The 20,958-nt window shown below is 50.1% G+C and carries 19 protein-coding genes and 1 tRNA gene; 2 read left to right on the top strand and 18 right to left on the bottom strand.

The window, feature by feature from the left end; genetic code table 11:
• The 11 genes from D6694_14640 to D6694_14590 form a co-directional block, all read right to left on the bottom strand.
• On the bottom strand, positions 1-218 hold a 218-nt coding region (locus tag D6694_14640), incomplete at its 3' end, for an OmpH family outer membrane protein (GenBank protein RMH35603.1).
• Between the two features lie 50 nt (positions 219-268).
• Positions 269-2,788 carry an outer membrane protein assembly factor BamA gene (gene bamA, locus D6694_14635; protein RMH35602.1) on the bottom strand — a complete coding sequence of 840 codons (2,520 nt, stop codon included), beginning with the start codon at positions 2,786-2,788 and terminating at the stop codon, positions 269-271.
• A 2-nt stretch (positions 2,789-2,790) separates the two neighbouring features.
• Entirely contained in the window at positions 2,791-4,152 is a 1,362-nt protein-coding gene (gene rseP / locus D6694_14630; protein ID RMH35601.1) for an RIP metalloprotease RseP, read from the bottom strand.
• Between the two features lie 24 nt (positions 4,153-4,176).
• Positions 4,177-5,370, bottom strand: a complete 1,194-nt coding sequence (locus D6694_14625) for a 1-deoxy-D-xylulose-5-phosphate reductoisomerase (GenBank protein RMH35600.1) — start codon at positions 5,368-5,370, stop codon at positions 4,177-4,179.
• Positions 5,367-6,251: a phosphatidate cytidylyltransferase gene (locus D6694_14620; protein RMH35599.1), complete on the bottom strand. Its 885-nt coding sequence runs from the start codon at positions 6,249-6,251 to the stop codon at positions 5,367-5,369. Before D6694_14620 ends, D6694_14625 begins: the two co-directional genes overlap by 4 nt.
• A gap of 3 nt (positions 6,252-6,254) precedes the next feature.
• A complete protein-coding gene (gene uppS / locus D6694_14615) occupies positions 6,255-6,944 on the bottom strand; it encodes a di-trans,poly-cis-decaprenylcistransferase (GenBank protein ID RMH35606.1) in 690 nt (229 codons plus the stop codon).
• Positions 6,945-7,067: 123 nt separating this feature from the next.
• Positions 7,068-7,625: a ribosome recycling factor gene (locus D6694_14610; protein RMH35598.1), complete on the bottom strand. Its 558-nt coding sequence runs from the start codon at positions 7,623-7,625 to the stop codon at positions 7,068-7,070.
• A gap of 32 nt (positions 7,626-7,657) precedes the next feature.
• Positions 7,658-8,380, bottom strand: a complete 723-nt coding sequence (locus tag D6694_14605; protein RMH35597.1) for a UMP kinase — start codon at positions 8,378-8,380, stop codon at positions 7,658-7,660.
• Between the two features lie 3 nt (positions 8,381-8,383).
• Entirely contained in the window at positions 8,384-9,253 is an 870-nt protein-coding gene (locus D6694_14600; protein RMH35596.1) for an elongation factor Ts, read from the bottom strand.
• An 81-nt stretch (positions 9,254-9,334) separates the two neighbouring features.
• Positions 9,335-10,099, bottom strand: a complete 765-nt coding sequence (gene rpsB / locus D6694_14595; protein ID RMH35595.1) for a 30S ribosomal protein S2 — start codon at positions 10,097-10,099, stop codon at positions 9,335-9,337.
• A gap of 188 nt (positions 10,100-10,287) precedes the next feature.
• The gene (locus D6694_14590; GenBank protein ID RMH35605.1) at positions 10,288-11,487 is read right to left on the bottom strand and encodes a class I SAM-dependent rRNA methyltransferase; all 1,200 of its coding nucleotides are present in this window, start codon (positions 11,485-11,487) and stop codon (positions 10,288-10,290) included.
• Positions 11,488-11,598: 111 nt separating this feature from the next.
• Between D6694_14590 and D6694_14585 the strand changes: the two genes are divergently transcribed.
• Entirely contained in the window at positions 11,599-12,888 is a 1,290-nt protein-coding gene (locus D6694_14585) for a M18 family aminopeptidase (protein ID RMH35594.1), read from the top strand.
• Between the two features lie 42 nt (positions 12,889-12,930).
• Here D6694_14585 and D6694_14580 read toward each other — a convergent pair whose 3' ends face one another.
• On the bottom strand, positions 12,931-13,788 hold the full coding sequence (locus tag D6694_14580) for a hypothetical protein (protein RMH35593.1): 858 nt from the start codon (positions 13,786-13,788) through the stop codon (positions 12,931-12,933).
• A 215-nt stretch (positions 13,789-14,003) separates the two neighbouring features.
• Between D6694_14580 and D6694_14575 the strand changes: the two genes are divergently transcribed.
• Positions 14,004-16,418, top strand: a complete 2,415-nt coding sequence (locus D6694_14575; protein ID RMH35604.1) for an acyl-CoA dehydrogenase — start codon at positions 14,004-14,006, stop codon at positions 16,416-16,418.
• Positions 16,419-16,801: 383 nt separating this feature from the next.
• Here the strand turns inward: D6694_14575 and D6694_14570 are convergent.
• The 6 genes from D6694_14570 to D6694_14545 form a co-directional block, all read right to left on the bottom strand.
• A tRNA-Asp gene (locus tag D6694_14570) sits at positions 16,802-16,878 on the bottom strand.
• An 83-nt stretch (positions 16,879-16,961) separates the two neighbouring features.
• Entirely contained in the window at positions 16,962-18,011 is a 1,050-nt protein-coding gene (locus D6694_14565) for a hypothetical protein (protein RMH35592.1), read from the bottom strand.
• 2 nt (positions 18,012-18,013) lie between these two features.
• Positions 18,014-19,876, bottom strand: coding sequence for a VWA domain-containing protein (locus D6694_14560; protein ID RMH35591.1), 1,863 nt, complete (start codon positions 19,874-19,876; stop codon positions 18,014-18,016).
• An 88-nt stretch (positions 19,877-19,964) separates the two neighbouring features.
• Complete coding sequence (locus tag D6694_14555; GenBank protein RMH35590.1) at positions 19,965-20,426, bottom strand: YcgN family cysteine cluster protein; 462 nt, start codon at positions 20,424-20,426, stop codon at positions 19,965-19,967.
• Positions 20,423-20,671: a YcgL domain-containing protein gene (locus tag D6694_14550; GenBank protein ID RMH35589.1), complete on the bottom strand. Its 249-nt coding sequence runs from the start codon at positions 20,669-20,671 to the stop codon at positions 20,423-20,425. The genes D6694_14555 and D6694_14550 overlap by 4 nt, the downstream gene beginning before the upstream one ends.
• A gap of 4 nt (positions 20,672-20,675) precedes the next feature.
• On the bottom strand, positions 20,676-20,958 hold a 283-nt coding region (locus D6694_14545; protein RMH35588.1), incomplete at its 5' end, for a hypothetical protein.

The following is a 20,958-nucleotide window of genomic DNA, read 5'->3' as shown; positions in this document are numbered from 1 at the left end:
TCTCTTTCGAGCGCAGCTTGTTTTTCCTTAATCTCGTTAGCCATTTTCTGAAGTTCATCATTTCGGCTGGCAAACTCTTTTTTCAATTGTTCCGTCAACGCCTGCCTCTGTGGCATTTTGTTGGCCACCTCGCGAATGCTCACCACACCAATCTTAATTGACTGCGCTGCTGCGGTGCACGTCATTAAAATCATTGATACGGCCAATATTTTTATCATCTTCATTTTTAAATACCCTCGATTAAGTTAAGAAATTTATTGCCAATTTATCAGAACGTTCGCCCTATGTTAAAGGCAAAGGACTCGGTTCTATCTCCTGGCTCTTTCTTCAATGGACGCGCCAGACTAAAAATAAGTGGCCCCATTGGCGAGATCCACTGAATACTCAAGCCGTATGATGCCCGATAACGGGTTGGATCACTGTAGTCCGGGATAAGTTCAAACTGCTCTGGTGCAAGGAAACGATAGTCGTCGCGATTAAACTTCGTATCCCAGACATGCCCCACATCAACGAAGAACGACGTCCTCACAGATCGACTGCCCTCGGCAAACGGGGTTGGGAATATCAGCTCTAGGCCCCCGAGCACGCGCGCGTTGCCTCCAACACTGCGTCGATTGACCGTTACAACCGCATCTTCTAAATCACTGAAGACCGAGCCTCCCAAATCACCTCCATCCTCGGATGGTAAGTCGCCAACATTTTGACGGCGTAGGAAAAACTCCCTCGGTCCAACCGTGTTGGCATCGAAGCCACGCAATGTGGCAATACCCCCTGCGTAAAAGTTTTCAAAATACGGTAGCTTTTTGCTCTGGCTACCGTAAGCGTCACCGTATGACAATTGCAAACGCCCAAGTAGTGTCCAACCATCGGTGATCGGGAAATAGTGCTCGTACCGATAATCCACCTTGAAGTACTCGAACGTTCCGCCGGGCACGGCGACGTCGAGACGAACTGACTGTAATGTACCTTTATCAGGAAAAATTCCACGGTTAAAGGTATTTCGGATCAAAGCCACGCTGGCGGTCGCAACTTGGAAGTCCAAATCTGGATCAATCGCAGGGTCCTTATCCACCGAGGCAAAGAACTGTCGAATCGGCTCAGACACCAACACGCCTTTGTCCGCATCCGTCTTGAGCGTACTGTCCTGGGCTGCAATCCCGAAATTGAGGCGTGTCACTTCATCAAGCGGAATGCCATAATTCAAACCAACACCGACGCGATCGAGACTTTGACCGGCAAGATTGAGCTTAGAAAAGTCACTCTGACTATAAAAAACATTCGCGCCAACACTAATGCCATCAATGGTCACATACGGATCGGTATAGCTGATATTGGCTGATTTGATCGCGGCAGAGGAATTAATGTCAAACGCAACTGAACGTCCGCTCCCCAAAAAATTGTCTTGGCGGATATTGGCATTGATAATCGCTCCTTGCACGTCCGAGTATCCAACACCTCCGCCAATGGTTCCCGATGAGCGCTCCTTCACCGTAAATTGTATGTCAACCAAATCGTCAGAACCGGCAACTGGTTTGGTTTCGACGTTCACTTCTTCAAAAAACGGGAGACGTTCCAAGCGCAATTTCGAACGGTCCACCAAATCAGTGGACAACGGTCCAGACTCCATTAGGCGCATTTCCCGCCGCAACACATGATCGTTGGTCTTTTCGTTACCGGCAAAGGAAATCCTCCGCACATAGACGCGCTTCCCGGGATCAATAAAAACATTGAGCGCAACGGTTTTCTTTTCCTCATCAATGGTTGGAATGGTTGACACATTCGCAAAGGCATAACCACTCCGTCCGAGCGCTTTGGCAATATTCTCCTGACCGAATGTCACAAGGCCCCCCGAATACACTTCACCTTTCTTTACCGGGAAGAGCACTTTCAATAACTTTTCATCTAGAATCGGCTTGCCACTGAATTTAACATCACTGACCGTATACTTGTCGCCCTCCTCCACATTGATGGTGATAAATACTTTATCCTTACGAGGCGTTATGGCAACCTGCGTGGACGTAATGTTGAACTTCAAATAGCCTCGATCCCGATAAAATGAACGGAGTTTTTCAAGATCGCCGGAGAGTTTCTCCTTGGCATATTGGTTGTCGTTGGTCAAAAACGAAAACCACCCACCCGTGCTGAGTTCAAATTGTTTGAGAAGCGCCTCATCTGAAAACGCTTGATTGCCGACAATATTAATGTCCGCAATCGTCGCAGCTTCACCTTCATGCACAATAAACTTCACATTAGCCCGGTTACGCGGCAAATAAGTCACTTGATAACGAACACGAACACCGTACTTACCAAAGGCAAAATACTGCTTTTCAAGTTCGCGCTTAACGTCTTCAAGCATTGCTGGGTTCAGCACTTCCCCCTTAGCCAGCCCCTGATTCTTCAAACCTTCTTTGAGATCTTCAGTTTTGATCGCCTTGTTCCCTTCAAACGTGAGGCTTGCGATCACAGGCCGTTCTCGAACAACGATGACGAGCGTGTCACCATCCCGGGCTAACTCAATTTCTTCAAACGCACCACTTTTAAAAAGCCCCCGCACGACCATTGGCGCACGCACATCGTCGAGCACCTCGCCAACTTTAATTGGCAAATACGTAAAAAAGGTACTTAATTCAATTCGTTGTAGGCCTTGCACCTTGATGTCCTTAATGACAAAAGGCGCTATCGCGTTCGCTTGCGAAAAAACATTCAGCGCTATAAGTATCCCAAGAATGCGCCCCCAAGCCTTGGCGCCAAATCGGTGGTTTGTCATTGAGTTATTTTTGACTGTCATAGTTATCCCAAACGGTTTAAATCATTGAATAATGCCAACACAAACATAGCGAACATAAAAAGAAGTCCCAATTTCATTGCCATCATCTGGGCAGTTTCACTGACCGGTCGCCGACGGACCAGCTCGACAAAATAAAACAGAAGATGACCGCCGTCCAGCAATGGTATAGGGAGCAAATTAATGAATGCCAAACTGACACTGATTAATGCCATAAAATTCAAAAAGTAGGCAGGTCCAACAGCGGCAGACTGCCCCGCACCTTGCGCAATGCCAACTGGTCCTGATAAGTTGGAAATCGGCAAATGCCCGGTCAATAGTTTGACCAATCCTTTCCACGATAACGCCAAAATTTCCCATGTCCGATCAATCGCTCGTGGAATGGCTTCTCCAATATCAAAACGCTCCACGGTTCGGAGCTTTGCCACTGCTTCACGCCACTGTTGATCGAGCTTCGGTGCTATCCCAAGATATCCCTTGTCTGGGAAACGTTTGTTATGGCCTGGCTCGGCAACCAACGTCATTTCCTTGCCATCACGTATAATCGATATCGTCACGCTTTTCCCAGCCTTGCCGACTAAATATTCGCCAATGTCATCCCAGATGCGCACCTCCTGTCCATCAATCGCAACGATCTTGTCACCCGGTTTCAGCCCGGCTCGTTCGGCGGCACTATTTTTCTCAATTTGACCAACCAATGGCGCTGGACGAGGCTGCCATGGTTTTATGCCCAACCACTCCAGTGGGGACTGATTTTCTCCCAGAGGTCCCCCTTCGGCCAAAGGCAACTGAAGAGACACAGTCTCACCATGGCGAACAACCGTGACCGGCAACTCTTCACTTTCACCAACATGCTCGACAATTAATAAGGAAAAACGCGTCCAGGATTTGACGGGTCGATCACCGACGGTTTTCACCTCATCTGCCACCTGCAGCCCCGCCTTATCAGCGATAGAGCCCGGCACCACTTCTCCAACCACCGGTCGTACGCCAGGTATACCGAGGACAAAAGCCCCCCAGAACAACACGACCGCTAGCACAAGATTTGCGACTGGACCCGCAGCGACAATGGCCATTCGTTTCCACAGGGTTTGACGATTGAAGGCCTGATCTCGCCATTCGGCTGGCACTGGCGCTTCACGTTCGTCCAGCATTTTGACATAACCGCCCAATGGAATGGCAGCGATCACCCATTCAACGCCATCACGTGCCACATGTTTGAACAACGGCCGTCCAAATCCGACGGAAAATCTCTGCACCCGCACACCGAGCCGTCTCGCCACCCAGTAATGCCCGAGCTCGTGAAAAGTCACCAGAACACCGAGTACGACAACGAAACTCGCAAGATTCCACAACCAGTGCAACATATTTCCCCTTATTTCACTCAAACATTACAGCTTTCCAATGTAATGACGCGCCGTATCTCTGGCCTTTTGATCAATCGCTAAAATATCCGTCAGTTCCTCAACCGACCGCGTCGGGACTTGATTAAGGGTGGCATCGACAACTTCCGCAATCTGACGAAACCCTATGCGACGCGCCAAAAAAGCGGCAACCGCTTCTTCATTGGCCGCATTCAAAACCGTTGGCCTGTCCTGGCCGACCCGGATACATTCATACGCAAGACGCAGACAAGGAAAACGGTCGGTATCCGGTGGAAAAAATTCAAGCTTTGAGACAGTTGTTAGGTCGAGAGGTTCCACACCCGCATCAATTCTGTCAGGCCACGCCAAGGCATGCGCAATTGGGGTGCGCATATCTGGGTTGCCCGCCTGCGCCAGCACCGACCCATCGGTATAGTAAACCATAGAATGGACGATGCTTTGCGGATGGATCACAACTTCAACATGCTTTGGCGGCAAATCGAACAGATGACAGGCTTCTATCACTTCCAGACCTTTATTCATTAAGGTCGCTGAGTCGACAGAAATCTTAGCCCCCATAGACCAATTGGGATGAGCGACGGCTTGCTCTGGCGTGGCTGCTTCAAGCATCTCTGGACTGGCGTTCAGAAAAGGCCCACCTGAGGCAGTCAACACCAGTTTATCCACGCCGACACTGCGCCAGTCGATTTTCTCGCCCGGCTGCTGTAAATGATTGGGTAGTGCTTGAAACAAAGCATTGTGTTCAGAATCGACCGGTAAAATCGTCGCTCCGGCCACGCGTGCCGTTTGCATGAAAATTTCGCCAGCCATCACTAACGATTCCTTGTTGGCCAGCAAAATGCGCTTACCACATCGTGCGGCGGTCAAGGTTGGCATCAGTCCTGCTGCACCGACGATAGCCGCCATGACTATGTCAACATCAGGGTGTCCAGCAAGTTCAATTAACCCATCGGGGCCTGCAAGAATCTCACATTGAACGTCGGCTTCCCGAAGGGCAGCTCGTAACTGTTCCGCCCCTGACTCGGTCGACATGGCCACAAACTTTGGCCGCCATCTTTTGACCAATTCAAACATCTTTCGCCAATTCGAATGGGCGGTCAGTCCCCACACCTCGAATTGGGAATGACGCGACACAACCGACAAAGTCGAGTCGCCGATGGACCCGGTGGCCCCCAACACCAAAAGCCGTTGTCTCTTCACAGGCGCTCCAGAAAATAAAACATCGTGGCAAATACGGGAAGTGCCGCGGTCAAACTGTCAATCCTATCCAAAATGCCGCCATGACCAGGCAAAATATTACCACTGTCTTTGAGGCCCTGATTGCGTTTGAAAATACTTTCAAGCAAGTCGCCTGCAATGGAAACGGGCACGACCACAAGTGACAAAGCCAGTGCTTCCCAAGGTGTCAGGGTCATCGGGAGCACACCCGCACTCAAAGCCATCGCTACAATAAGGCTCAGCAACACTCCCCCTATCACGCCCTCGATTGTTTTACCGGGGGAGATGGCCGGCGCCAACTTGTGTCGCCCAAATTTTTTTCCAGCAAAATAAGCGCCAATGTCCGCAGCCCATACCAGAGCAAGCGCAAAAGTGAGCAAGGCACTGCCATACAACGGATTTTCAAGGTAAAACGTTCGCCGAATGCTGATCAACGCCACCCAAGTTGGCACAAGCACGAGCCAACCAACGAAAATAGCCGTCAGCCGCCCTGGAGAAAGCGTTTTTTTACGGTTTTTTATTAACAATGCTGTGACACAAAGCCAAAAGACCACCGCGCCAATCAAGGTAAACAAAGGCAAGCTGCTCAATTGGTCAAGAGGCGCATACGTGCCAGCAGTCCCTGGCCAAAACTCAATATGTGGCTGGGCAAAGTACAGTCCCACCATAAGCGCAACAGTGCTCGCGACATACAAACTTCGATGGGGTATTGTTGTCAGCCCAGCCAGCCTTCCCCATTCCCATGCGGCATAGGCAATCACTGCCCCAACAATACCAGCAAACCATTTTAGGGGCGTGATGGTGACCAAAAGCACCACCCAAGGTATCAAAATCAAAGCTGTTATTATGCGTTGTCTCAGCATTGTTCACGAAAATTTCATAGTGCTCGATAGCCCGCCGAAGCGTCGCTCACGGCGAGCATAATCATCCAATGCCTGCCGCCATGCTTCTGCATCAAAGTCGGGCCATAGCGTCGATGTGAAATATAACTCAGCATAAGCGCTGTCCCATAAAAGGAAGTTGCTAATCCGCTGCTCTCCCCCCGTGCGTATCAAAAGATCAACAGCTGGCAATCCATAGGTCGACAACTTGCTCGCGAAATGTTCCCTATCGATTTCATCCACTTGGATATGTTTGCTTGCAACCTCTTGGGCGAGCTGTTTGGCGGCATTGACGATGTCCCACTGTCCCCCGTAGTTCACGGCCACGGTCAATTGAATACCGGTATTACCTTTCGTTTTGTGTTCAGCGTCGTGCATGACCTGCTTGAGCGAGTCAGAGAAAGGCGATCTGTCCCCAATAAACCGAATACGGACATTATTTTTGTGAAGGGCGTTGAGTTCCTTGGTCAAAGCTTTCAGAAATAGCTGCATAAGAAAACTGACTTCTTCTGGCGGACGCCGCCAATTCTCACTTGAGAAAGCGAACAGCGTTAAGGCTTCAATCCCAAGACGCTGACAGCTCTCAACGGCCTCTCGCACGCGCTCCACCCCTTTTTGATGCCCAAAAATACGCTTTTTGCCACGTGCCTGAGCCCAGCGCCCATTACCATCCATGATGACGGCAACATGACGGGGCAGTTTGTTTGTCTGGCCAATTTGTTTGCTCAACACCTGCCTCCATTAATAAAAAACGCCATCAGGGGCTGAACTACCCTGACAGCGCTTTGCGAGATGCCACTACACCGCCATCAGTTCTTCTTCTTTATCTTTCAAAACCGCATCGACCTTGTTAATAAATTCATCCGTGATTTTTTGAATCTGCTCTTCTGCACGATGCGCTTCGTCTTCCGAGATCTCCTTTTCCTTGACAAGTTCCTTAATCTGACTGATGGCATCCCGCCGGATGTTTCGGATAGCCACTTTGCCTTGCTCTGCCTCTTGCCGGACAATTCTGGTCAAATCCCGCCGGCGCTCTTCCGTGAGTGGTGGCAACGGCACACGAATCACGGTGCCAGCACTGCTGGGATTGAGCCCCAGATCACTATTCATGATCGCTTTTTCAATTGGCTGCACCATGTTTTTTTCCCATGGTGTAATGGTCAAAGTGCGTGCATCTTCAACCGCCACATTAGCGACCTGATTCAGTGGCGTTTCCACACCATAGTAGGAGACGGTGATATGTTCGAGCAAGCTCGGGTGGGCACGCCCAGTTCTAATTTTCGCCATATCGTGCTTCAGTGAGTCCAATGACTTGCCCATCCGGACTCGTGCGTCTTTCAAAATCTCATCAATCATGAGTTCCACTCCAAGCCTGAATTCCTGTCATTCTACTGAATAACTGTTCCAATGTCCTCACTGGTCACAACTTCAACCAGCGCAGAAGATCGATGAATGTCGAAGACCCGGATGACCTTGCCGTGGTCTCGCGCCAAACAAAACGCCGTCAAATCCATGACCTTAAGTTCACGCTCCAATGCTTCCGAATAGCTCAAACGCTCGTATCGCGTGGCTTCAGGATATTTTTTGGGATCATTTGAATAGACGCCATCGACATTGGTCGCCTTCAAGATAACATCGGCACCAATTTCGATTCCACGCAAAGTCGCCGCCGTATCTGTCGTAAAAAAGGGATTCCCTGTCCCTGCACATAAAATCACAACACACCCCTGCTCTAAGTGACGGACAGCATAACGTCGGTCATAATCATCACAGACCCCTGTCAGTGACACGGCCGACATCACACGCGTTGGCTGCCCTGCACGTTCAAGCGCATCCTGCATGGCGAGCGAATTCATCACAGTGGCCAGCATTCCCATATGGTCGCCGGCCACACGATCCATCCCTGCATCGGCAAGTTTTTGTCCTCGAAACAGATTACCCCCGCCGATGACAACACCAACCTGCACGCCCATGCGAACCACCGTCCGGATGTCATTGGCAAGCCGATCCAGTACTTTCGGATCAATACCAAACGGCTCATTGCCCATCAAAGCTTCGCCACTGAGCTTTAATAAAATCCGTCGATAGAGTGGTGTCGCATGGTTGTGCATAAATTAGCCCTTAAGTTGCGCCATAACCTCTTCAGCGAAGTTTTCCTGTTTCTTTTCGATACCTTCGCCAACTTCGTAACGCTTGAAGCCAATCACCTTGACACCCTTTTCCTTCAATAGCTTACCAACCGTCACGTCAGGATTCTTAACAAACGGCTGACCTTCAAGGCTGACTTCATTGACAAATTTACGCAGGCGACCTTCTACCATTTTCGCAATAATTTCTTCTGGCTTGCCGGAGTCTTTTGCCTGCGCGGTGAAAATTTCCCGTTCCTTTTCTAACATTTCGGCCGGAACGTCATCAGCAGACACGACCTGTGGTGCGCTCGCGGCAATGTGCATCGCAATATCCTTCGCCAAATCAGCATCCACCTCACCTTCAAACGCAACGAGGACACCAATACGTGTGCCGTGCAGATAATCGGCCAGTGCACCACCTGTTAATTTCTCAACACGCCGTACCTGAATATTTTCTCCGATCTTGGCGACCAAAGCTTCACGCGCTGCAGACACAGTCTCACCCGATGCCATTGTCGCATTGAGTAACTGCTCAAGTGAATCGACCTCATTGTTGAGTGCGAGATCAGCGACTTCATTGGCAAAATTGAGAAAGTTTTCATCGCGCGCGACAAAGTCAGTTTCGCAGTTGATTTCAACAATCACACCGACCGAGCCATTTTGGCGCGTTAAGATAATGCCCTCTGCAGCAATTCTTCCCGCTTTCTTTGCCGCTTTTGCCTGACCTGATTTACGCATGTTTTCAATGGCCAGTTCAATATCGCCATTCGCCTCAACCAAGGCTTTTTTGCATTCCATCATACCTGCGCCGGTACGCTCACGCAGTTCTTTCACCATTGCCGCTGTTACCGCCATGTCATCTCTCCACGTTCATTCAGTTGCTATGTTTGAAAATTGAATCCAAAAAAGGGGGCCTTGCCCCCTTTCCGACACGCCTTATTCGCTATCCGTTTCTTCGTTTTCAACGGAAGCCGTTTCGGTTTCTTCCACAAATTCTTCCTCAACCTCGGCACCACCTGCTGCAGTCTTCGCTTCGAGGATGGTGTCCGCGGCGTGTTTCATATAAAGCCGAATGGCGCGAATCGCGTCATCGTTACCGGGAACCACGTAGTCGATGCCATCCGGAGAGGAATTCGTATCAACGATACCGATGACTGGGATGCCCAGCTTATTGGCTTCTTTGACCGCAATGTCTTCGTGATTCACGTCAATCACAAAGAGAACATCCGGCAAACCATTCATGTCTTTAATCCCACCGAGCGAACGCTCGAGCTTTTCCATCTCGCGCCGCTTCAACAGGGCTTCTTTTTTCGTCAGACGATCAAAAGTCCCGTCTTCTGACTGTTTTTCAAGGTCTTTCAAGCGTTTGATGGACTGACGAATCGTCTTGTAATTGGTCAAAGTGCCGCCGAGCCAACGGTGGTCAACGAAGTACTGACCACAGCGCTTAGCTTCTTCTGCCACAATCTTGCTCGCAGCTCTTTTGGTGCCGACGAACAAAATTTTACCACCTCGCGCTGCCACAGAGCCAAGATAGTTCAGCGCTTCCTGAAACATTGGCAGCGTATGCTCGAGATTGATGATATGGATATTGTTTCGCGCACCGAAAATGTATGGCTTCATTTTCGGGTTCCAGAAGCGGGTCCGGTGACCGAAGTGAACACCCGCCTGTAACAATTCACGCATCGTGACTTTCGACATAATGTTTTCTCCTATTGGGGTTACGCCTCCACCATCCCCATATGCCGACCCACTTGGGCACCCCGGCGTATGTGTCGAATGGTGTGAGATTTCTGTTTGCATCATGCGTCAAAAGCGCACAACTGCGGCGCGGTTTATACCATAAATCCACCCTTCACACAATCTCGATTGTGGACATTCTGCCACGCTCACTCATTGTTCAGTACACGAAAACCGTAACCTTTCAAGTACCGACTTTCTGGAATTGCAGGATGTATCGGATGATCTGGCGCTTGTGTCGCCTGACGAATAATCTGGCCGGTTCGACCAGTTCTAAGTAAGGCTTTGCGAATGATATTTTGCAGAGAATCACCTGAAAGGTGCATCGAACAACTGGCAGATAATATCAAACCGCCAGGCTTCAACAATTGTACGGCTAACTGATTGAGTCGCTGGTACGCTTCCATCCCAACCTTCAAATCTTTTTTTCGTGGCACGAAGGCCGGTGGGTCCACCACAATGACATCAAACGACTCACCGGCACTTATCAATGCTTTCAATGTCTTAAACGCATCACCATGTTGTATCTGTACACGATCTGCCGCGCGATTGAGGGAAGCGTTTTCGAGCAAATAGTCGAGCGCCTCGCGCGAGGCATCTATCGCGAGCACCTCTGCCGCGCCACCGACCGCTGCCTGAACGCTGAAAGAACCGGTATAAGAAAATAGGTCTAACACACGCCGCCCCTTTGCGTAGCGAGACACCCATTCTCGGTTTTCCCGATGGTCAAAAAACCACCCTGTCTTTTGTCCTTTGAGCGGATCGACAAAAAACTTCACACCGTTTTCCTCAATGAGCACCTTATCTTCGACCGGTTGACCAAATTGCATCACAACGTCAGGCAGCTGTTCATAATCCCGCGCCTTACTGTCGTTCCGAATCACTATGGTCCTCGGTGAAATCACCATTTCCAGAGCGCCAACGATCATGTTCAGCGCTTTATCCATCCCCTGTGTATTGCTCTGCACGACGCAAACGTCACCAAATCGGTCAATCACCAAGCCAGGTAAGCCATCCGATTCGGCATAGACGAGTCTGTAATACGGTTTGTCAAAAAGTTGTTCACGTAGGGAAAGGGCGCGCGCAATACGCTTCGCAAACCAAGACCGATCGATGCGTATGTTCAAATCACGTGTTAAGAGTCGTGCACAAATCAATGAACCACGACTAAAGAAAGCGAGCCCTAGCGCCTTACCGCGCCAATCCATCACCGTCACCAAGGCGCCCGGTTCAATGCTTTTCAGATCCGTTTTCTGACTATCCACTTCGTTCGAGAATATCCAGAGATGGCCAGCCCTCAGGCGACGTTCTTCGTTTTTCTTTAAAACCAGTTTTGGCAAATCCATCATTAGTGTCTCAAGAAGCGCCACAAGAAAAATAAATTCTACACGATCTGGCTTGCGTTTATCGTTTGGGCTTTTTAGCATGTCCACCAAACGCACGGGTATAAGACTGTATTTATGAACGCACAAGATTTCGCCAAGGAACTGCTCGCCTTTATTGATCAATCACCCAGCCCCTGGCATGCCGCGGCGACGACTTGTCAGCATCTCGCTAAGGCAGGGTTTCAGCAGCTCTCTGAAGACGCACCATGGGATCTCCAACTAGGTGCAGGCTATTATGTAGTACGCGATGATTCATCGGTCATCGCCTTCCGCTTAGGATCGGCCACACCAACCATGAGCGGCTTTCGCATTATCGGCGCGCACACCGATTCACCCGGATTAAGGCTCAAGCCCTGTCCAACAAAACACAACCAGGAATGGTGCACGCTCGGCGTTGAAGTGTATGGCGGCCCAATCTTAGCGACTTTCACCGATCGCGATCTGTCCCTCGCCGGACGCGTAGCGTACCGCAATGCCGATCACATATCGTCAGCACTCATAAAATTTGATGAGCCACTCGTCCGTATCCCCAACTTGGCCATCCACTTGAATCGAAGTGTCAATGAGGATGGCCTCAAGTTAAACCCGCAGACAGAAATGCCGATGATTCTATCGTTAGCCAACGATGGTGATCGCGAACCGGTCAAGCGTCTCGTCGCAGAACGGTTAAACATCGACCCGGAAGCGATTCTGGCATGGGAGCTTGCGGTCTATGATACGCAGCCCGGCACACTCTGGGGGCCGAACAATGAGTTTCTGGCCAACAGCCAGCTGGATAACCTAGCGATGTGCCACGCAGCACTCGAAGCCTTAATTGACGCAGATTCTTCGGATGCCACACAAGTGATCGCACTATTTGATCATGAAGAAGTTGGCAGTGGCAGTGACAAAGGCGCGGATGGCAATTTCCTGCGAGATGTGCTTAATCGGATCGTTTCGACCCTTGACTCGTCGGCACAGGCCCCGCATCAAGCCATCGCAAAAAGCATAATGCTCAGCGCCGATATGGCGCATGCCTGGCACCCAAACTATCCGGACAAACATGATTCGGAGCACCGGCCGATCATTAATCAAGGTCCAGTCATAAAAATCAACCATAACCAACGCTACACAACCGATGCGATGACTGAGGCCTTGTTCGTTGCGCTATGCGAAGACAATAAGATTCCCTACCAGAAGTTCGTCAACCGCACAGACTTATCGTGTGGCAGCACCATTGGGCCGATGACAGCGGCAAGCCTTGGCGTCCCGTCACTGGACGTAGGCAGTCCGCAGTGGGCCATGCATTCTATCCGTGAATGCGCTGGTGTGCACGACCACCTGTGGATGAAACAGGCAATGACGGCATTCTTGAACTCACTCTAACACCACATGGCGGCCGCCCAAGGCGGCCCTGCCGCTCGAGGCTTACCAAAAGACATGCTCTGCTCGCAATTGCGAGAGGAATTCCGCCACCGGCTTATAGAAATCCTTATCTTCCCAATAGCCGTTATGGCACGCAGGATTCCAGCTCGTGGCAACTGAACCGACATTCACCTCAATGTCTTCTGACACAGCTTCTTCATAGGCTGAATTCAGCTTCTTCAACGGACACGCAATAATGTCATCTTTGTCATAGAAGTTATACCATCGGCTATTCGCTTTGGTCACCTCATCCAAGGCACTGCCACCGACCCGCACAGGCCGATCAAACTGTTCTGGATTCATGGCCGCGAGCATCGCCATTGGGTTTCCGAAAGTGACAAACCCTGCAAAAGTTTCAAGCCGTTCAAGCGGCGATACCACATCGTCAGTCATCCCAGACAGTGATTTTTCTTCCGAAAGATCCCAAGCATAATCAGAGAAAAACACTCCTCCCAACGAGTGCGCGATCACCACCAATGGAGTACTGTGGGCATCCACCCGTTTATGTGTCGCCAACTTTCTTAGGCCATTTCGGATACGATCGTGAATTGCCAAGTACAGCGCGTTGCGGCGACCTGAGCGATACGCGTGTGTGATGCCCAAATAATCAATCAGTATGCGACGAAGCTCAAGATAGGTGAGATCATTACGGTAATTGATACGTTCAAACAGGGTTTGTATTTGTCCCCCGACGAGGTCGCCCCAATAAATCTCCTGAAAAACCAAATCTTCCTCTTGGAAGTTTTCGTTAAGCCCAAGATACGTCTCCGTCACACGGTGCTTAAATTCTACGGAATAGAACTGTTTTTCGCTCGACAAACCATGCAGCACCGCAATAGCGACTCTTTTTCTGTCTGACATGCCCTTCTCCCCTGTCTCGTGATACCGACTACACTCTATTGCTAATGGAATCAGTTTTCTATCAAAAAATTGTTTAGTTATGTTTCAATACAACCAGACCATAGTTGATTTTTACTGATCCCGGTCAACTGGTCGGATGACAGGGCTGGGATCTCATCCGACCATTTGCTATCCTTGCCAGACAGCATTGTTTCATGCAAGAAGAGGTATATTTCATGGACGCCTTATATTGGCTTATCGGAACGCTTGCTTATATCGGCGTTCTTGCTTACTTCAGAGCATCGTTACGTACATTCACCCTTGTCGGCTTCTTGTTGCTACTCAGTATCAGTGTGCTGGATGAGTCGCCGATTCTCGCTTGGTTATTGTATTTGCTTGTTTTTGTCCCGTTGAACATCCCGGCAATTCGCCAAACACTCATTTCAGCGCCGATCTTCAAGGTATTCAAATCTTTGATGCCTCCTATTTCCGATACCGAGCAAGAAGCGCTTGATGCCGGCACGGTCTGGTGGGAAGGCGAACTCTTCCGAGGGGCGCCGGACTGGAAACAAATGCACGATTTCCCTCAGGCACGGTTAAGTCCGGAAGAAGAGGCCTTTCTTGCGGGACCTGTTGAAGAGCTATGTGCCATGGTGTCTGATTGGGAGGTCACGCACAAGCGTGCAGATCTGCCGCCTGAAGCTTGGAAGTTCATCAAGGAAAAAGGATTTTTCGGCATGATCATTCCCAAGAAATATGGAGGATTGGAATTTTCTGCCTACGCGCACTCTCGCGTTCTCATAAAACTCAATTCCGTATCTTCGGTGCTTGGTAGCACTGTCTCAGTGCCCAATTCACTTGGTCCCGCAGAGCTTCTCTTGCACTATGGAACTGAGGAACAAAAAAATTACTATTTGCCGAGATTGGCGAAAGGCGAAGAAGTGCCATGTTTCGCGCTCACGGCTCCGGAAGCTGGTTCGGATGCTGCAGCCATTCCAGATACAGGCATTGTCTGCAAGGGTGAGTTCAATGGTGAGGAAGTCATCGGCCTGCGGCTAAACTGGGACAAACGCTATATCACCCTTGCGCCAGTCGCCACAGTGCTTGGTTTGGCTTTCAAAATGTATGACCCGGACGGCTTGCTTGGTGGTCCCAAAGAATATGGAATCACCTGCGCGTTGATACCTGTCAACACGCCAGGCGTCGAAATTGGCAAACGTCATTTTCCGCTCAACATCCCGTTCCAGAACGGGCCAACACGCGGTCGCGATGTTTTTGTTCCGCTTGATTACATCATTGGCGGGCCCAAAATGGCAGGACAGGGATGGCGAATGTTGGTCGATTGTCTTTCCGCTGGACGTGCAATTTCGCTCCCTTCTGGGGCCATTGCGGCCAGCAAAGTGGCGGCCATTGCCACTGGCGCTTATGCACGCATACGTAAGCAATTCAACGTCCCGATTGGCAAGATGGAGGGGGTTGAAGAGGCACTGACGCGAATTGCTGGCACAGCTTACACCAACGCGGCGGTGGGCGCCTTTACCACGGCTGCCATTGATAGCGGAGAAAAGCCATCAGTGGCATCCGCTATCGTCAAGTATCACACAACCGAACGCGCACGCCGTGCTGTGATTGATGCCATGGATGTGCACGGCGGCAAGGGGATTATTCTTGGCCCCAAGAACTATCTTGGTCGCATGTATCAGGGCGCGCCAATTTCAATTACTGTGGAAGGCGCAAACATACTGACCCGCTCACTTATCATTTTTGGTCAGGGGTCGGTCCGCTGTCATCCTTATCTCCTGTCTGAAATTCAATCTGCCCACGATGAGAATGCGACCCGTGGACTTGATAACTTTGACAAGGCTTTGTTCGGTCATATTGGCTTTGCCATTTCAAATTTTGTTCGCGCTCTTTGGCTTGGGCTGACCGGTGCGAGGTTGGCACAGGCGCCATTTAAAGACGCAACCACGCGTTACTACCAACAAATGACTCGATTCAGCAGTTTGTTGGCCATTCTCACCGACATCACGCTTGGCGTTCTTGGTGGCGAACTCAAGCGAAGAGAGCGTGTATCTGCGCGGCTTGGGGATATTCTGAGCCATCTATATCTGTCGTCGGCTGTCCTGAAGAAATTTGACGACGATGGTCGCCCCACCGAAGACCTTCCGGTTGTGCAATACGCATTGGAAGACAACCTCTACCAAGCCCAACAGGCCGCGATCACCTTGCTGGACAACTACCCTATTGGATGGCTTGGGAAACTGCTGAAAGCATTGTTTTTCCCATTTGGTCGACCATTTAAAGGCCCCAGCGACCGCCTCGGACACAAGTTGGCTGCGATTCTCTTGCAGCCATCCGAAACCCGTAGTCGTCTCGCCGATGGCATTTACCTGTCACCCACTGAACACAATAAAGTGGGTCAAATGGAGCTTGTGCTCAACGATCTCTTAGCGGCAGAGGGCATCATTGCGAAGCTTAGAAAAGCCTTGGACACCAAGGAAAGAGATCCTATCAAGCTGGCTCAATTGGGACTGGCCGCTGGTCTGATCAATGCAGACGCAGCTGAGCTGATTGAGCGCGCTGAGCAAGGTCGCAAGGAAGTCATCTCGGTCGATGAATTTGACGCCAACGAACTCTGCGCGGGCACATAACCCTGACGTGCACTCACCCTGAAAGCCGGCTGAAGCCGGCTTTCAGCCCCCTTGCCCTCAGAAATGGTTTGATATTATTTCCCCATAAATCCGATTCCTATCTATCTGTCGCATTAGCGGCATGAACTGTACTCGCTCGTCGAAAACCCTCGAGTTCAAGGACATCAAGACGCTGTCTCGACACTCGGTACCTTTTCCTAACCTCGCAGTCCGAGATCAATTGAGCGAATTGTGAGCCTGTATAGGCAAAACGGGTAGCTGCGCAAGCATAACTAGTGCGCCGAGGCATCACTTCCAACGGAAAAATTCTACATATGTGGAGAGAAGGATGAGGTGGACAAAAATAAAAAACCGCCCGTTGGACGGTTTTTTATTTTTTAATGTGGCGGAGCGGACGGGGCTCGAACCCGCGACCCCCGGCGTGACAGGCCGGTATTCTAACCATCTGAACTACCGCTCCGTATTCTTTAATGCCATCATCCGACGGCGGGCGAAATAATACGAATGCGAGCCCTGTGTGTCAACAAAAAAACGAGATTTTTTTTACTCTTTTTTGTTCTCGTCGTTTTCAAACTGATCGTCACCGGAGGTTGACGAAGCTTGGTTCTCATCGTCCGCCGCCCCATCGCTCTGCTCGGCTGACATTTCCTTAAAGGCATCCTCCCAAGTCGGTTCCCCTTCGTCTTCTGAATCTGCCATATTCGAGGAATCTCCGGTCTGCTCAGTGACTTCATCTCTGATGGCCTCGCTAGTGATGGCGTCATTTGGCGTCGTCCCTTCATCCTCGGCTTCTTGGCTCTCTATTTCATTGTTGGATGCGCGCCCATCCTCCTCTTGGACGTTGGTGCTTTCGTCTTGCTCGACTAGGGGTTCGCTTGTGCCCTCAGTATCAGCCTCAGGGCTATTCTCCTGCGAAGACGGTTCACCCTCGGCCAGTTCAGGCGCCAAGTCGGGATCAATATTTTTAGGCTTGAAGTCACCTTTGGTAAAGCGCTGCATGGCTTCAAATATCTCGTCCACTGTCATCATGTGATCGGACTTTGTGGTTTCACCGAACATGGACGCGAATTCTGCAAATAGACTGTTCAATGCAGACATAGAAACATGTACCTCTGCCTTGAGACGCTTATTCTCTTTTTTGAGCACTTTGTTTTCTGCGACCGTCTTTTCCAGCGAGGTTGCTGCCGCTTCGGCTTCTTCGCCAGCCTCATCTGCTGGCGCCTCTGTCGAGGTTTCCTGTGCAGGCGTCAACTGCCAATAGAGGGAATGTAACTCGGTGAACGATTGCTCAAGCGTCTCGGCCATCGCCTCATCTTGACTGACCAGCGCCTCGACCAGTGCTTGATAGACCTTTCGCCGCGCTTTAAGCAGTTCGCTCAACTTATCATCCAACGCATCTTCCGACAGACCAATCTGATCGGCTAAATAGGCTTGCAATTGCGCTTTAAACTTTTCTTCTTGCTTGCTCGAAACATCAAGAATTTTGGCCAATAATTGCTTTTGCTTATTTTTGTCGCGCAAATAGAACCAAATCGCCAATGCCGAAAATATGGCAAATGGGAGCACAAATTCGATAAGAATGAGTATCGACACGATCAATTCTCCTGCGTCTCATTCGTGTCAGGATTCGACACTTTGTCTTTCATCTCCGCCAATTCTGCCGTCCGTTTCTTTTGCCACCGTTGCCATAGCCACCATCCGGCACCACCCAGCAGTACATTAAACAGGATGCCAGCAATCACCCACCACCAAATACTGCTCTCTTCTTGTGTTTTTTCTGTGCTCGGCTTGTCCTTTGCTTCTGTTGCTTCATCAGTGGCTTCGACCGGTTTATTCTCATCTGGCTGATCCGCATTATCCTGTGCTTCCGCCACAGTCGCCTTAGACACCGCTTCCTCATTTCCCTGTGCTTTTGTTGGCTCAGGCGCAATTAAGGTCACGGTAAGATGTTCACGGATGTCTTGGAAGGTACGGTTGAAATGCGTCTTTCCGCTGCCCACCACTTCAACCTCATATTCTCCAGGCGGAAAATCTTTCAGATCACCAAACCAATACTTTTTCTTTTCGTCAAAGGTGAGCGTGACGGGCTGCTCATTGCCTTCCGAATTGGTCAGCTTGGCTTGAAGCGCCAGACTATCGATTTGAGTGACGCCCTCGCGTGGACTGACAACCAGCATAGGCGATGACTTTTCATTTTCTGGGGGCACGAATTCAAGTTTAAAAAAGTGCGCATAAACACGCAGGGTTCTACGAAACTCTCGTTCGAATGTTGGGCTCAACGCCGTCACAATGATATGAATATCCGCATCATCATTCGGTACGGGCACCGGATAAGAAAACACGCCATCCGCCGCCACAGCATCGCCGTCCCGGCCATCATCACCGAAAATGATGTCCGTGGGTGTTGACTGATTAATTTGCAGCGTCCCTTCAAGCCGAACCAGTTTCAGAAAATTTTCGAGCTTTATGATGCGGTCTTTCTCCTTGAGCGCGGCGGTCAAGGTTAATTTGTCGCCTGCCATCAAATTGGTGGGAAGCTGACCGTCGTTGACCGACAATGTGAGGTCGCTGACAACAAACACGCGATTGTTCGGATCAAGCGGCCCGATAATTTTCCATTCGCCGGGTTGTGGTGTTCGAACCGTAATCAAATCGAAATTTTGATCACCAAACCACACCACGTTATCCGGCGCCGTCTCCATTTCGAATTTTTTGCCATCAGGCGATTGTAGCGCCAGCGAATAACCGTTTTCTTTGAAGGCCAACAGCGTGAATTCTTCAACACTGTTATCTACCTTGAACGTATTTTCTCGTATGGGAATGCTGGGCTGCGTTGAGAACTGTTCAAAAATACGCATGAATGCCTGTTGCAGTGCATCTGCCGAGTCGACCTGCTCGAACCAGGCATTCGTCGAGGTGGCCAACCGCTCTAGCAATTCACCATCAGCCTCACCAGAGAGAGCAATTGTAAAAATGCGTACATTGGCTTGACGAGCTTCCTCGAGCCAATTTTCTAAAATACGTGTTCGCGACAAAGCATCTGCGGCGTCATCGCCGGAAGTGTCCACCATGCCATCCGTCAGTAAGATAAGGATACGTGGATGCTCCGCATCTGGTTTTGTGAAACTTTTGAGTGCCAGAGAAAGTGCGGCTTCGATGTCTGTCGTCTTATCACGCGAATGAATAGACGACTCCAGTTTTTTCAGTTGCTCGGCCAACTTGGTGCCTGCTTGTGTCGGTTTTCGTATCCATTGTGCCTGTTCACCAAAAATACCAATTCCTATCTCGCTGTCCCGAGGCAAAATGCCAGCCAATAATCGCACAGCTGGACGACGTAGGGTATGCGGGTCATTTTTCTTCATGCTGCCCGAGACATCGATCATCACACGCACATCCGGCGTGGCAGCAACCCCTAGGCAAGAAAACAAAATGAAAAATAGAATCAGTGTGCGGCGCAAATGGCTACCCTCAAAATTTATGCCATATACAAAATTCTAGAACAATTTGAGTTATCGGCCAGTTTTCACTGAATTTAAAGAAAAATTGCTAAAACTCATCCCAGATGATGATATGTTGCTCAATGGGACCAGCCACATCTTCTGAAATGACCCGACCGGCCACGGAATGACCAGACTCACGGGTCGAGCTCGGATTGCCAGTGACCAGTGGATGCCAGTCTGGTAAAGGAAGCCCACGCCAAAGCCTTCTATACGCACAGGAATCTGGCAACCAATCGAGCTGCCCTATATTTCTCGGTGTGATCTTGATACAGTCGGAGACAAAACGATGACGTGTGTTGTAGCTTCGACAGCGGCAAGTTCGCTGATCGAGGAGCCGACAGGCAACATTCGTTTGGAAATATCGGCCAGGCTGTTCGCCATCTTCAAGTTGATACAAACAACATTTTCCGCAACCGTCACACAGCTGCTCCCATTCCTCCTCGCTCATTTCATCGAGGCTCTTCGCCTCCCACCATCTGCCAAGGCGTTGCTCGTGCCTGTCACTCATGGCACTAATTTTTCTGGAGGCGGAGGCAATTGCAAGTGATAGCCTTGTGATTCAAGATTGGCACGCACTTCATCAATATCTTCTCGTGCAAGTTTTTCTCGCGTGGCCAAATCTAGTGCCATGACCCATTGAGGTGTGCCGAACCGCGCCATGAGCGCCTGCGGCACATTGGAAAAATCATCTTTCTGAGCCACATAAAGGTACATTTCGTCTTTTTTGGGGCTCCTGTAGATATAAGCCAACATATGGTTACCCTTGTTTGATTTCAGGTTTTAGCGGAATGCCTAACGCTTCAAAGTGTGGGCCTAACAGCTGGCTTCGCCAGCCAAGCCACTGCCTAGGCGGATTGTGACGTACACCTGCTTTCCATTGAATCAGCCCGGTCAACAAGCGATTATTATACAAGACTTCTTCGGGCACGTTGGCCGCTTTCGCCTGCCGAGCGGCGCACATTTTCATTTCTCGTAACAATTTTGTACCGTCCGGAATGTCAATAAGACGCCGGACTGGCGTGATATCATAATTTATTTCG

The organism is Gammaproteobacteria bacterium (assembly GCA_003696665.1).
GTDB lineage: Bacteria > Pseudomonadota > Gammaproteobacteria > Enterobacterales.
The sequence above is the reverse complement of the archived record's forward strand: the minus strand, read 5'-3'. Positions and strand labels throughout refer to the sequence as shown.